The sequence below is a fragment of the Ciceribacter sichuanensis genome, from assembly GCF_024055605.1.
Taxonomy (GTDB): Bacteria; Pseudomonadota; Alphaproteobacteria; order Rhizobiales; family Rhizobiaceae; genus Allorhizobium; species Allorhizobium sichuanense.
In genome coordinates this window covers 378,779-395,463 of record NZ_JAMXLX010000002.1, presented here as the reverse complement: position 1 = coordinate 395,463, position 16,685 = coordinate 378,779, and the positions used below count along the sequence as shown (strand labels likewise).

Below are 16,685 nucleotides of genomic sequence, written 5' to 3'. Positions count from 1 at the left end.
ACACGCGATCCCGCACCGCTTTCCGGCGGGCGGGATCGATCAGCGTTGAGCGGCTGCGCCATCTTGGCCAATGGCGTGACATCGAGTGTCGGGCTACTGGCCTGAGGGGCTTTCAAGGAGCAATGGAATGACAATGATTCAATGCATTTCGCCGGTCGACGGCTCGGTGTTTGCCGAGCGCGAGGCCATGTCGCTGGAGGCGGCAAACGCTGCCGTGGCCCGGGCTCGCAAAGCCCAGAAGGCCTGGGCTCGTCGTCCGCTGGAAGAGCGCGTGCAACTCGTGCTCAAGGGCGTCGCCCGCCTCAACGAGATGTCCGACGAAGTCGTGCCGGAACTGGCCTGGATGATGGGTCGTCCGGTCCGCTACGGTGGCGAATACAAGGGCTTCAATGAGCGTTCGAACTATGTGGCCTCCATTGCCGCCGATGCGCTGGCTCCGCTCGTGATCGAGAACAGCGGCAGCTTCGAGCGCCGTATCGAGCGCGAGCCGCATGGTGTCGTCTTCGTCATTGCGCCGTGGAATTACCCCTACATGACGGCGATCAACACCGTTGCACCGGCGCTGATGGCCGGTAACACTGTTGTCATCAAGCATGCGACGCAGACGCTTCTGGTCGGCGAACGGCTTGTTCGCGCCTTCGTCGAGGCCGGCGTTCCCGATGACGTCTTCGTCAACGTCTTCCTCGATCACGCGACCACCTCGGCGCTGATTGCGACCGGCAGCTTCAACTTCATCAATTTCACCGGTTCGGTCGAAGGCGGTCGCTCCATCGAGCGCGCTGCTGCCTCCACCTTCGCAGGCCTCGGCCTCGAACTCGGCGGCAAGGATCCGGGCTATGTGATGGAGGACGCCGATCTCGACGCCGCCGTCGATACGCTGATGGATGGCGCTACCTACAATTCCGGACAGTGCTGCTGCGGCATCGAGCGCATCTACGTGCATGAGAGCCTGTACGACGCATTCGTCGAGAAGTCGGTCGCCTGGGTTTCGAACTACAAGCTCGGCAACCCGCTCGATCCGGAAACGACGCTCGGCCCGATGGCGCATCGCCGTTTCGCAGCGCATGTGCGCGAACAGATCGCAGCAGCGGTTGCCAAGGGCGCCAAGGCGCTCGTAGATCCGAAGCTCTTCCCCCAGGATGACGGCCACGCCTATCTGATGCCGCAGGTTTTGGTGGACGTCGATCACTCCATGTCATTCATGCGCGACGAAACCTTCGGCCCGGCCGTCGGCATCATGAAGGTCAAGAACGACGAGGAAGCGCTGGCGCTGATGAACGACAGCCAGTACGGCCTTACTGCATCGCTCTGGACGCAGGACCCCGAACGGGCAGGGCGTCTTGGCCGCGAAATCGAAACCGGTACCGTCTTCATGAACCGTGCCGACTATCTCGACCCGGCCCTGTGCTGGACGGGCGTCAAGGAAACCGGTCGCGGCGGTTCGCTATCTGTCATCGGTTTCCACAACCTTACCCGTCCGAAATCCTACCACCTCAAGAAAGTCACGAAATGAGCATTGTCGCAAACTGGAGCTATCCCACCGCCATCAAGATGGGCAGCGGCCGGATCAAGGAACTCGCCGACGCCTGCAAGTCGCTCGGCATGAAGAAGCCGCTCCTGATCACCGACAGGGGCCTTGCCTCGATGGCGATCACGCAGGGCGCGCTCGACATCCTTGCCGAAGGCGGCTTGGGACGGGCGATTTTCGCCGATGTCGATCCGAACCCGAACGACATCAACCTCGAAGCCGGCATCAAGGCGTTTCGCGATGGCGGTCATGACGGCGTCGTCGCCTTCGGCGGCGGGTCTGGCCTCGATCTCGCTAAGTGCGTCGCCTTCATGGTTGGCCAGACGCGGCCCGTCTGGGACTTCGAGGACATCGGCGACTGGTGGACCCGCGCCAGCATCGAAGGCATTGCGCCGATCGTCGCCGTCCCGACGACGGCCGGTACCGGCTCCGAAGTCGGCCGCGCATCGGTCATTACCAATTCGAAGACCCATGTTAAGAAGATCATCTACCATCCGAAGTTCCTGCCGGGCGTCGTCATCTGCGATCCCGAGCTGACCGTCGGCATGCCGAAGTCGATTACGGCAGGCACGGGCATGGATGCGCTCGCCCATTGCCTGGAAGCCTATTCCTCACCGTTCTACCATCCGATGAGCCAGGGTATCGCGCTCGAAGGCATGCGTCTCGTCAAGGAATACCTGCCGCGTGCCTTCCATGACGGTACGGATATCGAGGCTCGCACCCACATGATGTCAGCGGCTGCCATGGGTGCCGTTTCCTTCCAGAAGGGTCTCGGCGCGATCCACGCGATCTCGCACCCGATCGGCGCGATCTACAACACCCATCATGGCATGACCAACGCCGTGGTGATGCCGGCGGTGCTGCGCTTTAATCGCGCTGCCATCGAAGGCAAGATCGCCAGCGCCGCCGCCTATCTCGGCATCGAAGGCGGTTTCGACGGCTTCTACAACTGGGTCCTGAAGCTGCGCGCTGAACTCGGTGTTCCCGAAACCCTGGGCGCGCTCGGCCTCGACAAGAGCCGGATCGAGGAGATGTCGGCTATGGCGATCGAGGATCCGAGCGCTGGCGGCAACCCGGTCAAGATGACGCTGGAAAACACCAAGGCGCTGTACGAAGACTGCTTCTGATCGTTGCAGGATACAACTTGAATAATGGCCCGACTTTGAAGAAGGTCGGGCCATTATCGTTCGGGCCTGCTGAGTTTTTTTGCGAGGCCCCTAATCCTGTTGCAAACAAGGTTTTCAATCATGAAAAAATCTGTACGCATTTCCTGCCTGCTGGCGGCTGCGGTTCTCTTCGTCCCCTCCATCGCATCGGCCGAGAACTTCACGTCGCTGACGAAGAAGGGCTATGTTGTCGGCAAGATGGGGCAGGGCAAATCCGGCGGGCAAGGCTGGGTTCTGGTGAATGGCGACAGCAAGTTTTTCTGTAAGCTCAAGGCGAGCATCGCCTATGTGGATTCGAAGAAGATGGTGAGCATCCTGGGCAGTGGCCGGATGATCACGCTCGATCGCGCAACCTACGAGCAGAGCGTGGGCGGACCAGACGCGAGCATTCCCAGGTTTGCCGATCTGAAAGTCGGGCGCGTTCGGCCGGAAGATGTCGGGGCATGCGTGCCGTTGCGCGGCTAAACGCGATACGGAAATACCTTTTATTTTTCATCATGTTTCGCAAACGTCCTCCCATTTTTGGGGAGGGCGTTTGCGGCTTCATTTGCCGTTTCTTAACTATGATGGCGAATAATTTGCATACTGCCTCCATGAACAGGAGGCGACTGCAGGAGCTGATGATTGGCTCGGTTCACAGCTTCAGGGATCCAGCATGCCAGTCATCTCGTTTGCCAATGCCAAGGGTGGAGCCGGCAAGACCACCGCAGCCCTTCTTCTCGCTACCGAGCTTGCCCAGCAGGGATATCGTGTCGGCATCCTGGACGCCGATCCGCAGCGCTGGATCACGCAGTGGCATGAGCTTTCGGGTCCGCAGCATAATATTGAAGTGATTTCCGAAGTGACGGTCGCCTCCCTGCAGGGGCATATCCGCGAGTTGGCCCGTACGGCCGATTATACGATCATCGATCTTGCCGGTGCACGCGATGCCATCGTGACGACCGCAATCGGGCTTTCCGACCATGTGATGATCCCAGTTCAGGGTTGCGCGATGGATGCGCGCGGGGGTGCGCAGATTCTCGACCTCATCAAGCTGATGGAAGAAACCGGCAAGCTGAAGATCGACCATTCCGTCGTTCTGACTCGCGTCACTTCAATGGTGACCACGCGCGCTCTTCTGACCATCAAAGGGCTTCTGGCCGCCCGCGGCGTTAACGTCATTAATACGCCGATCGCCGAGCGCACCGCCTATCGCGAGATCTTCGACTGTGGTGGCACCCTCTACAGTATGGACCCCACAAAGATCAGCAATCTCGACAAGGCCCGCGAAAATGCTCGCTTGTTTGCCGGCGAGGTGATGCAGTTGCTGCCGGTTCGCATCGTGCGTTCACAGCAGCCACGCCGGCTGTTCAAGGTCGTTCGCAGCGCAGCGTGAAATACCTCGCTCCTCCCAAGCAGCGAAAAAGCAGAAGAGCCGCCGGATGGATATCCAGCGGCTCTTTTGCATGTCCATTTCTTCTATCGGAATGAGATTCTCGACTGACTCAGTCAATGAATTCGACGGTTACGCCTGGCTTGGTCATCTTGGCGAGTTCGGTTGCATCCCAGTTGGTGAGGCGGATGCAGCCGTGGCTTTGGGTGCGGCCGATCTTGGAAGGCTCCGGCGTGCCGTGGATGCCATAGGTCGGGCGGGACAGCGCCATCCAGACGGTGCCGACAGGGCCGTTCGGGCCGGGCGGGATGGCGAGAACCCTGTCGTTTGCGCCCTGCTGGAAGTTGACCTTCGGATTGTAGGTGTAGCCAGGATCGAAGGCGACGCGCTCCACTGTCACCGTGCCGGACGGCGAGGGGGTGTCGGCCGAGCCGATGCTGGCCGGATAGGCAGCGATCAGCGAGCCGTCGGCGGCGTAGGCGAAAACCTGCTTCAGCCCCTTGTCGGCAACGATCTTTGCGACCTGCCCCTGCTTGCCCTTGCCCGGATCGACGACCTTGATGATCGTGCCCGGAACGGTGAAGTCGACGCCCGGGTTGAGCGCCTTGAGGTAGGCCTCGTCCATGTGGAACTTCTCCGCCAGCATCTCGGTAGTGGAGGTGAAGGACAGCGCCGGCAACTGAGCCTTCTGGCTGTAATCTTCCGGGATCGACGCGACGTAGGGGCCGGCTGCATCGCCGGGCGTGATCGTGTAGGAGATGATCGCCAGACCGCCGGAGAGCCGCAGGCGCTCCAGAATGTCATCGGCATTGTTCGGGTCGAGCGTCTCGCCGGTCATCTGCTGATAAGCCACCAGCGCCTTGTTGACGTTCTGACCCATCTTGCCGTCGATGACGCCGGGTGAAATGCCCTCGCGATCGAGGAAGGTCTGGAGAGCGGTGATTTCGAGCTGTGACAGGTTGCTCTTCACCGGGATATCGGGCGTCACTGTGCGGGGCGCTGCCTGCTCGGTCGGCGGCGCCATGTCTGGACCGCCATAGGGCATGTCCTGGGCCGGCTCGTCGAGCGGCTGACGATCGATGGTGTTGGCGTCGGGGATCGTGCCGGTGACGACCTGATCGTCGTTCCATCCGCGCGGCTGCGGTGGGTAATTGTCGTAAGCGGTTTCCGGGTGATCGCGCTGCTGCGCGCCGCGCGGGAAATAGCTTTCCGCCGGAACTTCCGTGGCGATCAGGTTGCCGTAGTGATCGAAAAGAACGCGGCGACCCATGCGGTCACGGCTGATCACGACTTCGTTCTGCTCGGGGGTGTAGCCGAGGATGTCGCCTTCCGGTGTGACGAGGATGGTCGAGCTCGGGCGATAGCCGTAGGGGTCGCGCGCGTGCGCGGGCATGGCGAGGAGGGCCGGGATCAATGCCACAGACGCAAGTAACAGGCCGGCTTTCTTCATATCGCTCACGATTCGATTTCCTTGTTTCCAATGGGAAAAACGCGATAAATTTGACACTAATGTGGAAAAGGTGAATTCATGGTGAAGAATGGCTTAAAATCCATTTTTGAGCAGAGTCGGTTTTGTCGGGAGTGAGGATCGGACAGCCGGCTGTTTTTTATCTCGTCGCGGGGGGACGATGCGAAATCATTTCAATATCGAGAGCTTTTTGCCTTATCGGTTAAATCGTGCGGCGGAAAGGCTTAGCGGCCATTTCATGCGGCAGTGCGATGTCGGCGGGGAGGTTTCCTGGACGGAGTGGCAGGTGCTCTGGTCGCTGGGTGAAGGGCTGCATGGAACCGCAAAGGCGATTTCCGGGCATGCCGGTCTGACAAAGACCAAGGTCAGCCGCGCCGTGAAGGCGCTGGAGGATCGCAGCTGGCTTGGCCGGCAGCGCGACACGGTGGACCGGCGTTTTGAGATCCTGACGCTGACCGACAGCGGACAGGCGGCCTACACCGAGCTGAAGCGCTGTGCCGCCGACTATCAGCACTGGCTTGAAGGGGCGGTGGATTTGCCGTACCTCAAGGCGCTCGATGACGGATTGTCCGGCATCGAGGATGCGATGGCGACGGGACATCTGCGCATGCCATCGCCGGCTGACGAGGATGGCGGGCAGTGATCGAATTCAGTGGCGGCAAGGGGCCGAAGCTTTCGCTTGACGAGGGATCGGTGTTTGACATCGGCGCATGCGTTGTCGACGGGGTCAATATTGCCCCCGGCCGGGCTATCCCCGATGACGGCGATCCGCGCATTGATCATTCGCTCGAAGGCTTTCTCTTCACCTGCGGTCCCGACCACATCCGCCATCCGGAGCCGGTTCCCGGCCAGGACGGCGTTCGCTTTCCGTTGCATGGCTCGTTTTCGTCCCATCCGGCGGAGGTCGTTTCGTCCTCCCTCGAAGAAGGGGACGCGGAGGCCCGCGCGATTATCGACGCAAGACTAGCCGATGGCGGCAGCGCCCGGCTGGAGCGTCACTGGCGGATCGACGGGGCGACCGGCGAGGTACAGCTTTCCGACCGGGTTACGAATACAGGTGCGCAGCCGTTTCCGGCCATGCTGATGTACCACATGAATATCGGCGCCCGGCTTTTCGATGATGATGTGCGTCTGGAGGGCGCCATGCTGGAAAAGGGTGGTTTTCCCTGGGCATTCGGCGAGGGGAATGGCGGCGTGTTCTGCGTGCCTGCCGGCGATGAAGACTGGGCGGAAGTCCGGCTCGGCCCCATCGCGGCAATCGGCGGCAAGACGCTTCGGGTCCGTTTCCGCACCGATGGCCTGCCTTTCCTGCAGATCTGGCGCAATCAGGCCGCTCCTGCCCATGTGCTGGGCATCGAACCGGTTTCCCATCGCTGGGAGCCGCGCGCCGAACTTGCGAAACGCGGGGAACTCGTCGAACTTGCTCCGGGCGAGAGCCGCGAATACGCCCTGACTTTCTCGTTTGTTTGAACCGGCTTAGGCACAACTTTGATTGACGCCTCCGACATGGCACCTTAAGTGTTTGCCACATTCATTCGAGGAGCATGATGACGATGGATATCAGGCAGATCAACGAAGAGTATTCCGTCTCCGGCCAGATCACGGTCGACGATCTCGACGAGATCAAGGCGCAGGGTTTCAAGTCGATCGTTTGCCATCGGCCCGATGGCGAGGAGCCGGGCCAGCCGGCTTTCGCCGACATCGCTGCCCGGGCCGAGGAGCTCGGCATCAAGATCAAGCATGTGCCGGTCGGCCCCATGGGCGTGACAGAGGAGGCCATCAGCGGCATGATGGACGCGCTCGACGATTTCGACCGTCCGATGCTCGGCTACTGCCGTTCCGGTGCGCGCTCCACCAATACCTATCAGAAGACGCTGCCGCTGCGTGGCTGATCTGTCCTTCCGGCCGTTCAGGCCGGTCGATTTCCTTTTACAGCAACAGGAGTATTTCCCATGACCATCAAGCGTATCGAGCCGGGCGCCCGCATGAGCGGCGCAGTCGTTCACGGCAACACCGTTTATCTGGCTGGCCAGGTCGGCGATGGCGTGTCCGTGACCGACCAGTCGAAGTCGGCTCTCGCTGAAGTCGAGCGCCTGCTTGCCGCCGCCGGCTCGGACAAGTCCAAGATCCTGCAGACAATCATCTACCTCTCGGACATGTCGACCTTCGGCGAAATGAATGCCGTCTGGGAAGCATGGATCGACCCGAAGAACCCGCCGGCACGCGCCACCAGCCAGGCCGCGCTCGCGACTCCGGACTACAAGGTCGAGTTCGTCGTCACCGCTGCTCTCTGATCCTTGAGAAGTTGATTCGAAAGGCCGGCGCATCCTCTTGATGCGTCGGCCTTTTTCGTTCTGCCGGTCAGGCGAATTTTTGGCGCATGAAGGCGATGTAGTCGTTTTCCTCGAGTTCCTTGCGGGCTTTCAGCCATCCGCTTTGGGCATCGCCGACAAAGTAGCGCAGCTGCGGTTTTCCGTCGGTCGCCGCCTCGAATACGACCTTTGCGACATCGGAGGAGGTCATGGCCACGGCCCCGCCGAGACGAGTGAAGGTGGCGACGCTTCTTTCGAGAAAGGTCTCATATTCGGCCGGCGTGCCGTCCCGAGCGAAATCGGCGGCCGATCTTTGCTGGAATGAGGTTTCCGCCACTCCGCCATGGGGAATGACCAGCTTGACGCCGATGCCGAGCGCCAGCAACTCATAGGACAGAGCCTCGGTGAAACCTTCCAGCGCGAACTTGCTTGCGCAATAGGCCGAGATCATCGGCAGGGTGAAGTGTCCTGCACCGGAACTGAGATTGACGATGGTGCCGCCGCGGTTCTCGCGAAAATGGGGAAGGATGGCGCGGATGGTGTCCATCACGCCGAAGACATTCACGTCGAACTGCTGCTGGAGCTTTTCCCGCGGGATCGCCTCGAAGACGCCGTAGAGACCGTAGCCGGCATTATTCACCAGAATATCGATCCTGCCGAAGCGTTCGATCCCTTCCTCAATCGCTGCCTGTATGCTGGCCTGATCTTCAAGGTCGAGGCGTGTCACCAGCAGGTTTGACAGCTCTCTGAATTCCACGCCGGCGGATATGTTCCGCATCGTGGCGACGACGTTGAAGCCTTGAGAGCTGAAGAGTTTTGCGCTCGCCTTGCCGATGCCGGACGATGCTCCGGTGATGAGGACAGTTTTTGCCATGCTTCCAACTCCTTTGGCGTTTGGGGATGCGCAAGAGATAGATTTCCGGATATGCTTCGATAAGCACGATAATTACGGACAGCATGATGAGTGAAGTCGAACAATGAAGAAGGCAGGGCTGATCGAACTGAATGCCGTGGCCGTCGTCGCCGAGACCCGTAATTTCCGAGCGGCGGCCCGCGACCTCGGCATGTCCGCCTCTGCCGTCAGTCACGCCATTTCGGCGCTGGAAAACCGTCTCGGGGTGCGATTGTTCAACCGCACGACGCGTAGCGTATCGTTGACCGAGGCCGGAGAGCGGTTTCTGGAAAAGATCTCTCCGGCGCTAAAGGATATCGCTGGTGCGATGGAGGGAGCCACCGCAGCGGCGGCCAGTCCGCGCGGGCGATTGAGAATCAACACTTCACCGAGCGGAATGACGGGGCTGTTGATGCCCATTTTTGTCGAATTCCAGCGTCGCTATCCTGAAGTTCATGTCGATGTCGCGAGCGAGGGCCGTCTCGTGGATATTGTTGAGGAGGGCTTCGATGTCGGCGTGCGCTTACGGGAGAGCATACCGCAGGACATGGTCGCCATTCCTCTGACCGAGAAGGAGCGTTTTCTGGTTCTCGGCGCACCGCGTTATTTCGAGCGCTACGGCAAACCCTCGGTGCCCACAGATCTATTGCGGTATCCTTGCCTGCGATTGCGTCTGCCCAGTGGGGGAATCTATCGTTGGGAATTCGAACGGCATGGCCAAGAGAGCCGGATCGATGTCGAGGGGCCGATGACGCTGCAGGACATGGATCTCATGCTCGAGGCCGCCGTCGCTGGTGTAGGTCTTGCCTACATGACCGAGAGGCAGGCCGCTGCTGCGCTATCGGCCGGGTTGCTGGAGGCCGTGCTTGAGGACTGGACGCCGCCGTTTCCGGGGCTTTGTATTTATTTCTCCGGGCGCAGGCATCTGCCTCCGCCCGTGCGCGCCTTCATCGATGTTGCCCGGGAAATCGCACGGAGAACCTGAAAATCAGGTCCTCTCGCGGATCTGGGTCAGCGTTCTCGTCGGGGTGATCGCTTCCGGATCGAGCTTGATGTCGAGGATTGCAGGCTTGCCGGAGGCGCGGGCGCGTTCGAAGGCAGCGGTGAACTGTTCCGTGTCTTCGACCGTCTCGCCATAGCCGCCATAGGCGCGGGCAAGGGCCGCAAAATCCGGATTGGTCAGATCCGTGGCGCTGACGCGGCCGGGATACTCCCGTTCCTGATGCATACGGATTGTGCCGTAGATGCCGTTGTTCACCAGAAGCACGATGATAGGCAGGTTATAGCGGATGGCGGTCGCGAATTCCTGTCCGTGCATCATGAAGCAGCCATCGCCGGCGAAGCAGATAACCTCACGCTTCGGAAAGAGTTGCTTGGCGGCGACGGCGGCGGGCAGGCCGTAGCCCATCGATCCCGAGGCGGGGGCGGCCTGTGTATTGAAGGTCTGGAACCGGTGGAAGCGATGCAGCCATGTGGCGTAGTTGCCGGCGCCGTTGGTGAAGATCGCGTCTTTCGGCGTATTGGCCTCGATCCACTCCATGATCGGACCCATGTGCAGCTTGCCCGGACCCGTCTTCGGCGGGGCGGACCAAGCGAGGTAACCGGCATGCATGGCGGCGGTGCGGGTGGCCCATTCCGGTTCGACAGCAGGGGAGAGCTTGCCCAGTGCCGCGACGAAATCCTTCGGCGTTGCGCAGATCGCAAGGTCGGCGCGGTAGACGCGGCCGAGTTCGGACGGATCGGGATGGACATGCACCAGCGTCTGGGACGGGTAGGGGATGCCGATGAGGGTGTAGCTCGAAGACGGCATTTCCGAGAAGCGGCCGCCGAGCAGGACGACGAGGTCGCTTTCCTTGATTTCCTTCGCAAGCGCCGGGTTGATGCCAATGCCGACATCGCCGGCATAGTTTTCATGCAGGTGATCGAACAGCATCTGGCGACGGAAGGAGCATCCGACCGGCAGGGCAAAGCGTTCGGCGAAGGCACGGATGCCGGCGACGGATTCCTCATCCCAGCGCGTGCCCCCAAGGATCAGCATCGGGCGTTTCGCCTTTGCCAGCAGCGCGCCGAAAGCCTCGATCTGGGCAGGGCCGGGGTGGGCCTCGACCGGCATGTACGGCTTGGCCTCGGGCGCATCGACTTCATCGACCAGCATGTCCTCCGGCAGCGTCAACACGACCGGGCCGGGGCGGCCGGAGGTGGCGATGGCAAAGGCGCGGGTGACGAATTCCGGAATGCGCCTTGCGTCGTCGATCTCTCCGACCCATTTGGCGAATTCGGTGAAGGCGCGGCGGTATTCGACCTCCTGGAAGGCCTCGCGCTCGCGGGCGTCGCGCTGCACCTGACCGATGAACAGGATCATCGGGATCGAATCCTGCCTGGCGACATGCAGGCCGGCGGACGCGTTGGTCGCGCCGGGACCGCGGGTGACCATGCAGATGCCGGGCTCGCCGGTCAGCCGGCCCCAGGTGTCTGCCATCATCGCCGCGCCACCTTCCTGCCGACAGACGATGGTTTCGATGCCGCTTTCATAGAGCGCGTCGAGCACCGCGAGATAGCTTTCGCCCGGAACGCAGGAAACGCGTTTGACGCCGTTTGCCTTGAGCGCATCGACGATCAGTTGACCACCGGTCTTTTTCATTGGGCTGCCTTTCTCTCGATCTCTTCCAGTTCGGCAAGGATTTCATCGCGGTGCTCGCCGACCCGCGGGCTGGGACGCTCGTAGCGCAGCGGCGTTTCGGAAAGCACGATCGGGGTTCGAACGCCTGGGATGGTGTTGCCATCGGCATCGGTCAGGTCGATCTTCAGGCCGCGCGCCTTGACCTGCGGGTCGTCGAACATTTCGGCGATGGAGTTGATCGGGCCGGCTGGCACGGCATTGCTTTCGCAGGCCGTTAGCAGGTCGCGTTTTGCCCATTTCGCCGTTTCGGTCGAAACGATGCGCCGCACTTCCGCCTTGTGAGCGACGCGTGCCTTGTTGGTGGTGAAGCGCTCATCGTCGGCGACCTGTTCTATGCCGAGGATGGTGCAGAGGCGCTTGAACTGGCCGTCATTGCCGACCGCAAGGATCAGGTGGCCATCCGCCGTCGGAACGACCTCGTAAGGGCTGATGTTCGGGTGGGCGTTGCCGAGGCGCACCGGAGATTTTCCGGAGATCAGGTAGTTCATGTTCTGGTTGGCAAGCACCGCGGACATGACGTCGAGCAGCGCCATGTCCACCATCTGGCCTTCACCTGTTTTCATGGCGTGGATCAGCGCCGACTGGATCGCAGTGACGGCATAGATGCCGGTGAAGATGTCGGCGATGGCGACGCCTGCCTTCATCGGCTGGCCGTCCGGCTCGCCGGTGATCGACATAAAGCCGGACATGCCCTGTACGATGTAATCGTAGCCGGCAAATTCGGCGTAGGGGCCGTTCTGGCCGAAGCCGGTGATCGAGCAGTAGACGAGTTTCGGATTTATCGCCTTGAGGCTCTCATAGTCGAGGCCGTATTTCTTCAACCCGCCGACCTTGAAGTTCTCGATCACCACATCGGCGGTGGCGACCAGCCGCCGGATGATTTCCTGGCCCTCGGGCGAGCGGAAATCGACGCCGATGGAGCGCTTGTTGCGGTTGGTCGAGTGGTAGTAGGCGGCAGACAGGTTTTCGCCGTCGGCGCCCTCAACGAAGGGCGGCCCCCATGCGCGGGTGTCGTCACCGCCTTCGGGGTTCTCGACCTTGATGACATCTGCGCCCATGTCCGCCAGCATCTGGCCGGCCCAGGGACCGGCGAGCACGCGGGCAAGCTCGATCACCCGGATGCCGGAAAGAGGTGGTTTCCTTGAAGGCGCGTCAGTCATGGTCGATCCTGTCATGGAGAAATGGGTTTTCTGTCGGATACCGGCTTCGAGGAGAAGCGGCGCTCACGCCAGACGATGAAAAGGCCGGAACCGATGATGATGGCGATGCCGAGCCATTTGATCGCATCGGGAAAGGCATCGAACACGAGCCAGCCGAGCAGGGTCGCGGACACGATTTCCAGATATTGCATGGGAGCGAGAACGGAGGCGGGGGCGACGCGGTAGGCATAGACAGCGAGAATGCCGGAAAGCGCCGCCGAAAAGCCGATGCCGACAAACCAGACCAGCGTCTGCCCGTCAGGCATGGAAGGGGCCATAAACTCGATACCGGTCACGCCGCCGAAGGCGAGAAGGGCTCCGCAGATCGGCAGGCCCCATAGGGACATCTGGAACTGCATCGACCACGGGTTCTCCCGCTGCGACAAGGCTCGCGTCATCAGCGCGAAGATGGCGATGCCGCAGGCGGTCACAATGGGCAGCACCGCGACGAACCCGACTTCTTCGAAGCTCGGGCGGATGACGATGACAGCACCGAGGAAACCGACGGCGCAGGCAGTGTAGCGACGCCAGCCGATGGTTTCCTTCAGGAAGATGCTGGCAAGAACGGTCAGGATGATCGGTTCGACGAAGAAGATGGCGACTGCATCGGCGACCTGCATGACGGCGAGCGTCGCGACGAAACAGATCATCGACAGAGTGATGACGGCGGCGCGAATGGCGTGATAACCGCTCAGCCGCCAGGAAAAATCACGCCATGTACCATTGGCAAGAACGATGGGCAGCATGAACAGTCCTTGGAACAGAAAGCGGCCGGTGGTGATCATGGTCGGCGAGGTGTTGGCTGTTGCAAGCTTGGAAAAGATGTCGATGCAGGGAGCGACCAGCATGGCGAGAATCATCAGTCCGAGGCCCTGCATGATCCTGTTTTCGGGGGCGGTATCTGCCAATGTAGCGGACGACGACATCATGGTCTTTCTATAGCGGGGAGTGTTCCGGCAAACACTTGAATTTCTCTCATGGGGTTATTCCCTTTCGACAATGCCGGGCGTCGGTTTGCCGCAGGAAGGGTGCGAAGCCGCCTTTTGTGTGGCGACGCGGGCGACACTCTCACCTTCTTCAAGCGGCTCGCTGACTGCCGTCGAACAAGTCTATGGGATGGGCCGGAGCTTGTGCGTGGTGGTGCCGTCGCTGACTGCCTAAATGCGGGTTGCGGCTAGGAAAGTGTTTCGAGCGGGCGGGCTGCGTCGCCGACCGTGTTGTCGCACCAGCTCCTGAAATCGCTGACCGCGCGTTCCTTGCCGATTTCATTCAGCGTTTCGTGCCGCATGTCTTCGTAGATGCGGGTGCTGATGTTGGTGAGGCCGCTGTCGCGCAGGTGTTTTTCCAGCCAGAGAATGTCGCGGCCGCCGCGGGTGGCGGGATCCTGGCTGCCGCCGACGAGATGGAAGGGCAGATCGCGGGGGAGGCGGTTCAGCATTGCGGGAGAGCGTCCTCGGAAGGTGAGCGCCAGAACGTCGCTCCACATCGAGACGCTGGCGTCGAACCGGCAAAGCGGATCGCCTGCATATTTGTCGACTTCCGCCCCGTCGCGCGACAGCCAGTCGAATGGCGTCCGGCGGTTCTTGATGGAGCGCCCCCAGGCATCGAAGGTTGCCTTCGGCAGGATGCTGCTTGGAACGTCCGAGCCTTTCAGTATGCGTTCAGCAGCGAGTACGCCCTGGGCGAACCGGCCGGTGAGGCCGGGATTGAAGTTGGAATTCCAGATCGCCACTGCTCGGAAGGCATCGGGATGCATGGCGGCGGTGTTCAGGGCGATCAACCCACCCATGGAGTGCCCGAAGAGCACGACCGGCATACCAGGGTGTTCGGCGACCGCCATGTCGCGCATGGCGCGAACATCGGCGACGACCTTGTGGACCCCGCCGCGCCCGGCAAACCGGCCGAGCGGCGCGTCGATGCAAGTGGTCTCGCCATGGCCGCGGTGATCGTGGGCATAGACGTGGAATCCGGCCTCAGCCATCGCGCGGGCGAAGGCATGGTAGCGCCGGGAATGCTCGATCAGGCCGTGGCAGATCAACAGGATGCCGCGGGGCTCGTCGTGCGCGGTCTCGTGATGATAGGCGATCAGTGCGCCGGTCGGACTGGAAAAACGTCTGGCTTCCGTAAACATGTGCCTCCCCCCTTGTTCCTATCGAAAACTCGATGGCATGCGACCTGCAAAGCGGTCCCCGGTTTATCCGGCGTTAAATCCTGCAGGGCTAGTTTCGTGGTGGTCCTCTCCCATGGACTATTGAACGGGGGCTTTGATGGTTTTGCAAGTCGGCGATGGTGGCCGTACGGGGCTTACTCGCGGTTTGTTTTTCCTAAGCCTGATTTCCATCGGGTTTCTGCTGATTTTTCTCGATGGACTGGACGGGCGGTTCGAGCGAATCGATGTCGACGATGCCTTGCGTCGCATCGAGGTCCTGCAATTGCTGGCGGACGGCAGGTGGTTCGACCGGACCCTCGATGTAATTCGGATGCCGGATGCCTACGTGTCCCCGTGGTCCCGCCTCGTCGATCTGCCGTATGTTCTCCTGACCTGGATGATCGAGCCTTTCACCGGGCGGGAGGTTGCCGCGAAGTATGCCTTTCTGGTCTGGCCGCCGGTGATGTTTGTCGTCTTCGGCCTGCTTTTCAGCGCCAGCCTGTTTCGTCTCACGTCGAATATTTCAGGCAGGGTGCCTTTCTGGCAGCTCGTCGCGATGGTGATGATTGGTGCGCCGGCTGTGTCGGAATTCGAGCCGGGGCGCATCGATCACCACAATGCGCAGATCCTTCTGCTCCTGCTCTTCGTCTATGGTGCATTGCGCGGCGATCTTGCAGGGGGCGTGCTTGCCGGCGTGGCGATTGCCGTTTCGCCAATGATCGGCCTCGAATGTCTGCCGCTTGTCGCGGTTGGTGCGGTCGCCGTTGTGATGGTCTGGTGCGTTCGTGGCGTCGCGATGCGCGGGGTCACGCTTGCCTTCCTATTTTCCTGCGCCTTGACCACGCCGCTGCTCGGCAGCCTGCTCGTCGGAACGGATGGTATTCTTGCGACCCAATGCGACAGTTTTTCCGCGCCGTTTGCCTTCGTTTTGACGGTGATGCCGCTGGGGGCGGCTGTCGTGGTGCTGTTGCTCCCGTCGCGTGCCGGGTCTGGCATGCGGCTGTTTGCCATGATCGGCGTGGGCCTGCCGATTGCGCTTTGTGCTCCGGCCCTGTTCGGCGAATGCCTCGCTGGACCCTACAGCATCATTGACCCGGTCTCGCAGCGTTACTGGTTCTCCACTGTGGCGCAGGAGGGTGGCATTGGCACCATTCTGGCGGCCGGTCATGGGGTGGAAGTGTTGCGGCTTGCGCTGCTTGCGCTGGTCATCATCCTTGCTGCGGTCGGGCTTGTCAGGGAAAGCGGAGCGGATATCGGCAGGAGGGGAATTGCATGGTGCATTGCTGCTTCGGCTCTTCTGCTTGCGCTGGCGATGTTTCGCTACACTCCGATCGCCACCTCGGTCGGGCCGCTGTTCCTGCCCCTTGCCTTTCGGGAGACGGTTCATCTGTGGCGGGACGCGCGCAAGGGACGGTTGGCGCTCGGTCTTGCCGTCGTGGGGTTGATTGGCCTTGCCGCATCCGGCGCGGCCAACGCGATGTCCTCGGCCGCAACAAAGCTCAATATCGTCGACTACATGAATGCCGACAGCTGTGAAGGGGAGGGGCTGTCCGATCTCGACCAGTTGTCGAGAGGGCGCATCCTCGCGCCGCCGGGTGTCGCCATGGCGATTGCTTCGCGCATGCAGCCGGGTATTTCCGTCGCCGGCATTCCTTTCCATCGCGCGTCGCCCGGCCTCCGGCGAACCTATGAAGCGCTAACCAGCGAGGATCCGCAGGTGCGGCGGGAGGCGCTGGCGCCGTTCGACTATGTTGCCGTATGCCGTCGAACGCTGCCTGCCGAAGGCGAACGCGCTCCTCTCTTCCGTGCCCTTGCGGGTGGCGAGGACTGGCCCGGGATGACAGGAGTTGGTGACGGCAAATCGGCATTCCGGCTGTTTCGTATCGAGCACGATACCTTGCGCTAGTCTGCGGCGACCG

At 61.4% G+C, this 16,685-nt stretch carries 16 protein-coding genes; 10 read left to right on the top strand and 6 right to left on the bottom strand.

Annotated elements, in window-relative coordinates; genetic code table 11:
* Nucleotides 1–127 precede the first annotated feature (127 nt).
* The 4 genes from NBH21_RS08250 (at nucleotide 128) to NBH21_RS08235 (ending at nucleotide 4,069) form a co-directional block, all read left to right on the top strand.
* Nucleotides 128–1,513 carry an aldehyde dehydrogenase family protein gene (locus tag NBH21_RS08250; protein ID WP_250915958.1) on the top strand — a complete coding sequence of 462 codons (1,386 nt, stop codon included), beginning with the start codon at nucleotides 128–130 and terminating at the stop codon, nucleotides 1,511–1,513.
* Nucleotides 1,510–2,655, top strand: coding sequence for an iron-containing alcohol dehydrogenase (locus NBH21_RS08245; protein WP_250915959.1), 1,146 nt, complete (start codon nucleotides 1,510–1,512; stop codon nucleotides 2,653–2,655). The genes NBH21_RS08250 and NBH21_RS08245 overlap by 4 nt, the downstream gene beginning before the upstream one ends.
* A gap of 120 nt (nucleotides 2,656–2,775) precedes the next feature.
* Entirely contained in the window at nucleotides 2,776–3,159 is a 384-nt protein-coding gene (locus NBH21_RS08240; RefSeq protein ID WP_250915960.1) for a hypothetical protein, read from the top strand.
* Nucleotides 3,160–3,349: 190 nt separating this feature from the next.
* A complete protein-coding gene (locus NBH21_RS08235; protein WP_250915961.1) occupies nucleotides 3,350–4,069 on the top strand; it encodes a ParA family protein in 720 nt (239 codons plus the stop codon).
* 109 nt (nucleotides 4,070–4,178) lie between these two features.
* On the opposite strand, the gene NBH21_RS08230 is transcribed toward NBH21_RS08235, so the two are convergent.
* Nucleotides 4,179–5,525, bottom strand: a complete 1,347-nt coding sequence (locus NBH21_RS08230) for a L,D-transpeptidase family protein (RefSeq protein WP_425340392.1) — start codon at nucleotides 5,523–5,525, stop codon at nucleotides 4,179–4,181.
* Between the two features lie 247 nt (nucleotides 5,526–5,772).
* Here NBH21_RS08230 and NBH21_RS08225 point away from each other — a divergent pair, with 247 nt between their 5' ends.
* The 4 genes from NBH21_RS08225 (at nucleotide 5,773) to NBH21_RS08210 (ending at nucleotide 7,828) form a co-directional block, all read left to right on the top strand.
* Nucleotides 5,773–6,177 carry a MarR family winged helix-turn-helix transcriptional regulator gene (locus NBH21_RS08225; protein ID WP_250915962.1) on the top strand — a complete coding sequence of 135 codons (405 nt, stop codon included), beginning with the start codon at nucleotides 5,773–5,775 and terminating at the stop codon, nucleotides 6,175–6,177.
* Nucleotides 6,174–7,004, top strand: a complete 831-nt coding sequence (locus NBH21_RS08220; protein ID WP_250915963.1) for an aldose 1-epimerase family protein — start codon at nucleotides 6,174–6,176, stop codon at nucleotides 7,002–7,004. Before NBH21_RS08225 ends, NBH21_RS08220 begins: the two co-directional genes overlap by 4 nt.
* Nucleotides 7,005–7,087: 83 nt before the next feature.
* Nucleotides 7,088–7,426: a protein tyrosine phosphatase family protein gene (locus tag NBH21_RS08215; protein WP_250915964.1), complete on the top strand. Its 339-nt coding sequence runs from the start codon at nucleotides 7,088–7,090 to the stop codon at nucleotides 7,424–7,426.
* 60 nt (nucleotides 7,427–7,486) lie between these two features.
* Nucleotides 7,487–7,828: a RidA family protein gene (locus NBH21_RS08210; protein WP_250915965.1), complete on the top strand. Its 342-nt coding sequence runs from the start codon at nucleotides 7,487–7,489 to the stop codon at nucleotides 7,826–7,828.
* Between the two features lie 67 nt (nucleotides 7,829–7,895).
* Here NBH21_RS08210 and NBH21_RS08205 read toward each other — a convergent pair whose 3' ends face one another.
* On the bottom strand, nucleotides 7,896–8,720 hold the full coding sequence (locus tag NBH21_RS08205) for an SDR family oxidoreductase (protein ID WP_250915966.1): 825 nt from the start codon (nucleotides 8,718–8,720) through the stop codon (nucleotides 7,896–7,898).
* Nucleotides 8,721–8,856: 136 nt separating this feature from the next.
* On the opposite strand from NBH21_RS08205, the gene NBH21_RS08200 reads away from it, so the two are divergent.
* Complete coding sequence (locus NBH21_RS08200) at nucleotides 8,857–9,723, top strand: LysR family transcriptional regulator (protein ID WP_250915967.1); 867 nt, start codon at nucleotides 8,857–8,859, stop codon at nucleotides 9,721–9,723.
* A 3-nt stretch (nucleotides 9,724–9,726) separates the two neighbouring features.
* Here NBH21_RS08200 and NBH21_RS08195 read toward each other — a convergent pair whose 3' ends face one another.
* The 4 genes from NBH21_RS08195 to NBH21_RS08180 all read right to left on the bottom strand — a co-directional run bounded on the left by NBH21_RS08195 (nucleotide 9,727) and on the right by NBH21_RS08180 (nucleotide 14,748).
* Nucleotides 9,727–11,379: a thiamine pyrophosphate-binding protein gene (locus NBH21_RS08195; RefSeq protein ID WP_250915968.1), complete on the bottom strand. Its 1,653-nt coding sequence runs from the start codon at nucleotides 11,377–11,379 to the stop codon at nucleotides 9,727–9,729.
* The gene (caiB, locus tag NBH21_RS08190; protein WP_250915969.1) at nucleotides 11,376–12,578 is read right to left on the bottom strand and encodes a succinate--glutarate CoA-transferase; all 1,203 of its coding nucleotides are present in this window, start codon (nucleotides 12,576–12,578) and stop codon (nucleotides 11,376–11,378) included. The genes NBH21_RS08195 and caiB overlap by 4 nt, the downstream gene beginning before the upstream one ends.
* A gap of 11 nt (nucleotides 12,579–12,589) precedes the next feature.
* On the bottom strand, nucleotides 12,590–13,546 hold the full coding sequence (locus NBH21_RS08185; protein WP_250915970.1) for a DMT family transporter: 957 nt from the start codon (nucleotides 13,544–13,546) through the stop codon (nucleotides 12,590–12,592).
* 245 nt (nucleotides 13,547–13,791) lie between these two features.
* Entirely contained in the window at nucleotides 13,792–14,748 is a 957-nt protein-coding gene (locus tag NBH21_RS08180) for an alpha/beta fold hydrolase (RefSeq protein ID WP_250915971.1), read from the bottom strand.
* Nucleotides 14,749–14,884: 136 nt separating this feature from the next.
* On the opposite strand from NBH21_RS08180, the gene NBH21_RS08175 reads away from it, so the two are divergent.
* Nucleotides 14,885–16,672, top strand: a complete 1,788-nt coding sequence (locus NBH21_RS08175; protein ID WP_250915972.1) for a hypothetical protein — start codon at nucleotides 14,885–14,887, stop codon at nucleotides 16,670–16,672.
* Nucleotides 16,673–16,685 lie beyond the last annotated feature (13 nt).

Excerpts from the sequence above, each read along its gene's own strand:
- NBH21_RS08215 (WP_250915964.1), top strand. The coding sequence starts at position 7,088 with ATGGATATCAGGCAGATCAACGAAGAGTATTCCGTCTCCGGCCAGATC.
- NBH21_RS08250 (WP_250915958.1), top strand. The coding sequence starts at position 128 with ATGACAATGATTCAATGCATTTCGCCGGTCGACGGCTCGGTGTTTGCC.
- NBH21_RS08205 (WP_250915966.1), bottom strand. The coding sequence starts at position 8,720 with ATGGCAAAAACTGTCCTCATCACCGGAGCATCGTCCGGCATCGGCAAG.
- NBH21_RS08245 (WP_250915959.1), top strand. The coding sequence starts at position 1,510 with ATGAGCATTGTCGCAAACTGGAGCTATCCCACCGCCATCAAGATGGGC.
- NBH21_RS08235 (WP_250915961.1), top strand. The coding sequence starts at position 3,350 with ATGCCAGTCATCTCGTTTGCCAATGCCAAGGGTGGAGCCGGCAAGACC.
- NBH21_RS08175 (WP_250915972.1), top strand. The coding sequence starts at position 14,885 with ATGGTTTTGCAAGTCGGCGATGGTGGCCGTACGGGGCTTACTCGCGGT.
- NBH21_RS08210 (WP_250915965.1), top strand. The coding sequence starts at position 7,487 with ATGACCATCAAGCGTATCGAGCCGGGCGCCCGCATGAGCGGCGCAGTC.
- NBH21_RS08195 (WP_250915968.1), bottom strand. The coding sequence starts at position 11,379 with ATGAAAAAGACCGGTGGTCAACTGATCGTCGATGCGCTCAAGGCAAAC.
- NBH21_RS08240 (WP_250915960.1), top strand. The coding sequence starts at position 2,776 with ATGAAAAAATCTGTACGCATTTCCTGCCTGCTGGCGGCTGCGGTTCTC.
- NBH21_RS08180 (WP_250915971.1), bottom strand. The coding sequence starts at position 14,748 with ATGTTTACGGAAGCCAGACGTTTTTCCAGTCCGACCGGCGCACTGATC.
- NBH21_RS08185 (WP_250915970.1), bottom strand. The coding sequence starts at position 13,546 with ATGATGTCGTCGTCCGCTACATTGGCAGATACCGCCCCCGAAAACAGG.
- caiB (WP_250915969.1), bottom strand. The coding sequence starts at position 12,578 with ATGACTGACGCGCCTTCAAGGAAACCACCTCTTTCCGGCATCCGGGTG.
- NBH21_RS08225 (WP_250915962.1), top strand. The coding sequence starts at position 5,773 with ATGCGGCAGTGCGATGTCGGCGGGGAGGTTTCCTGGACGGAGTGGCAG.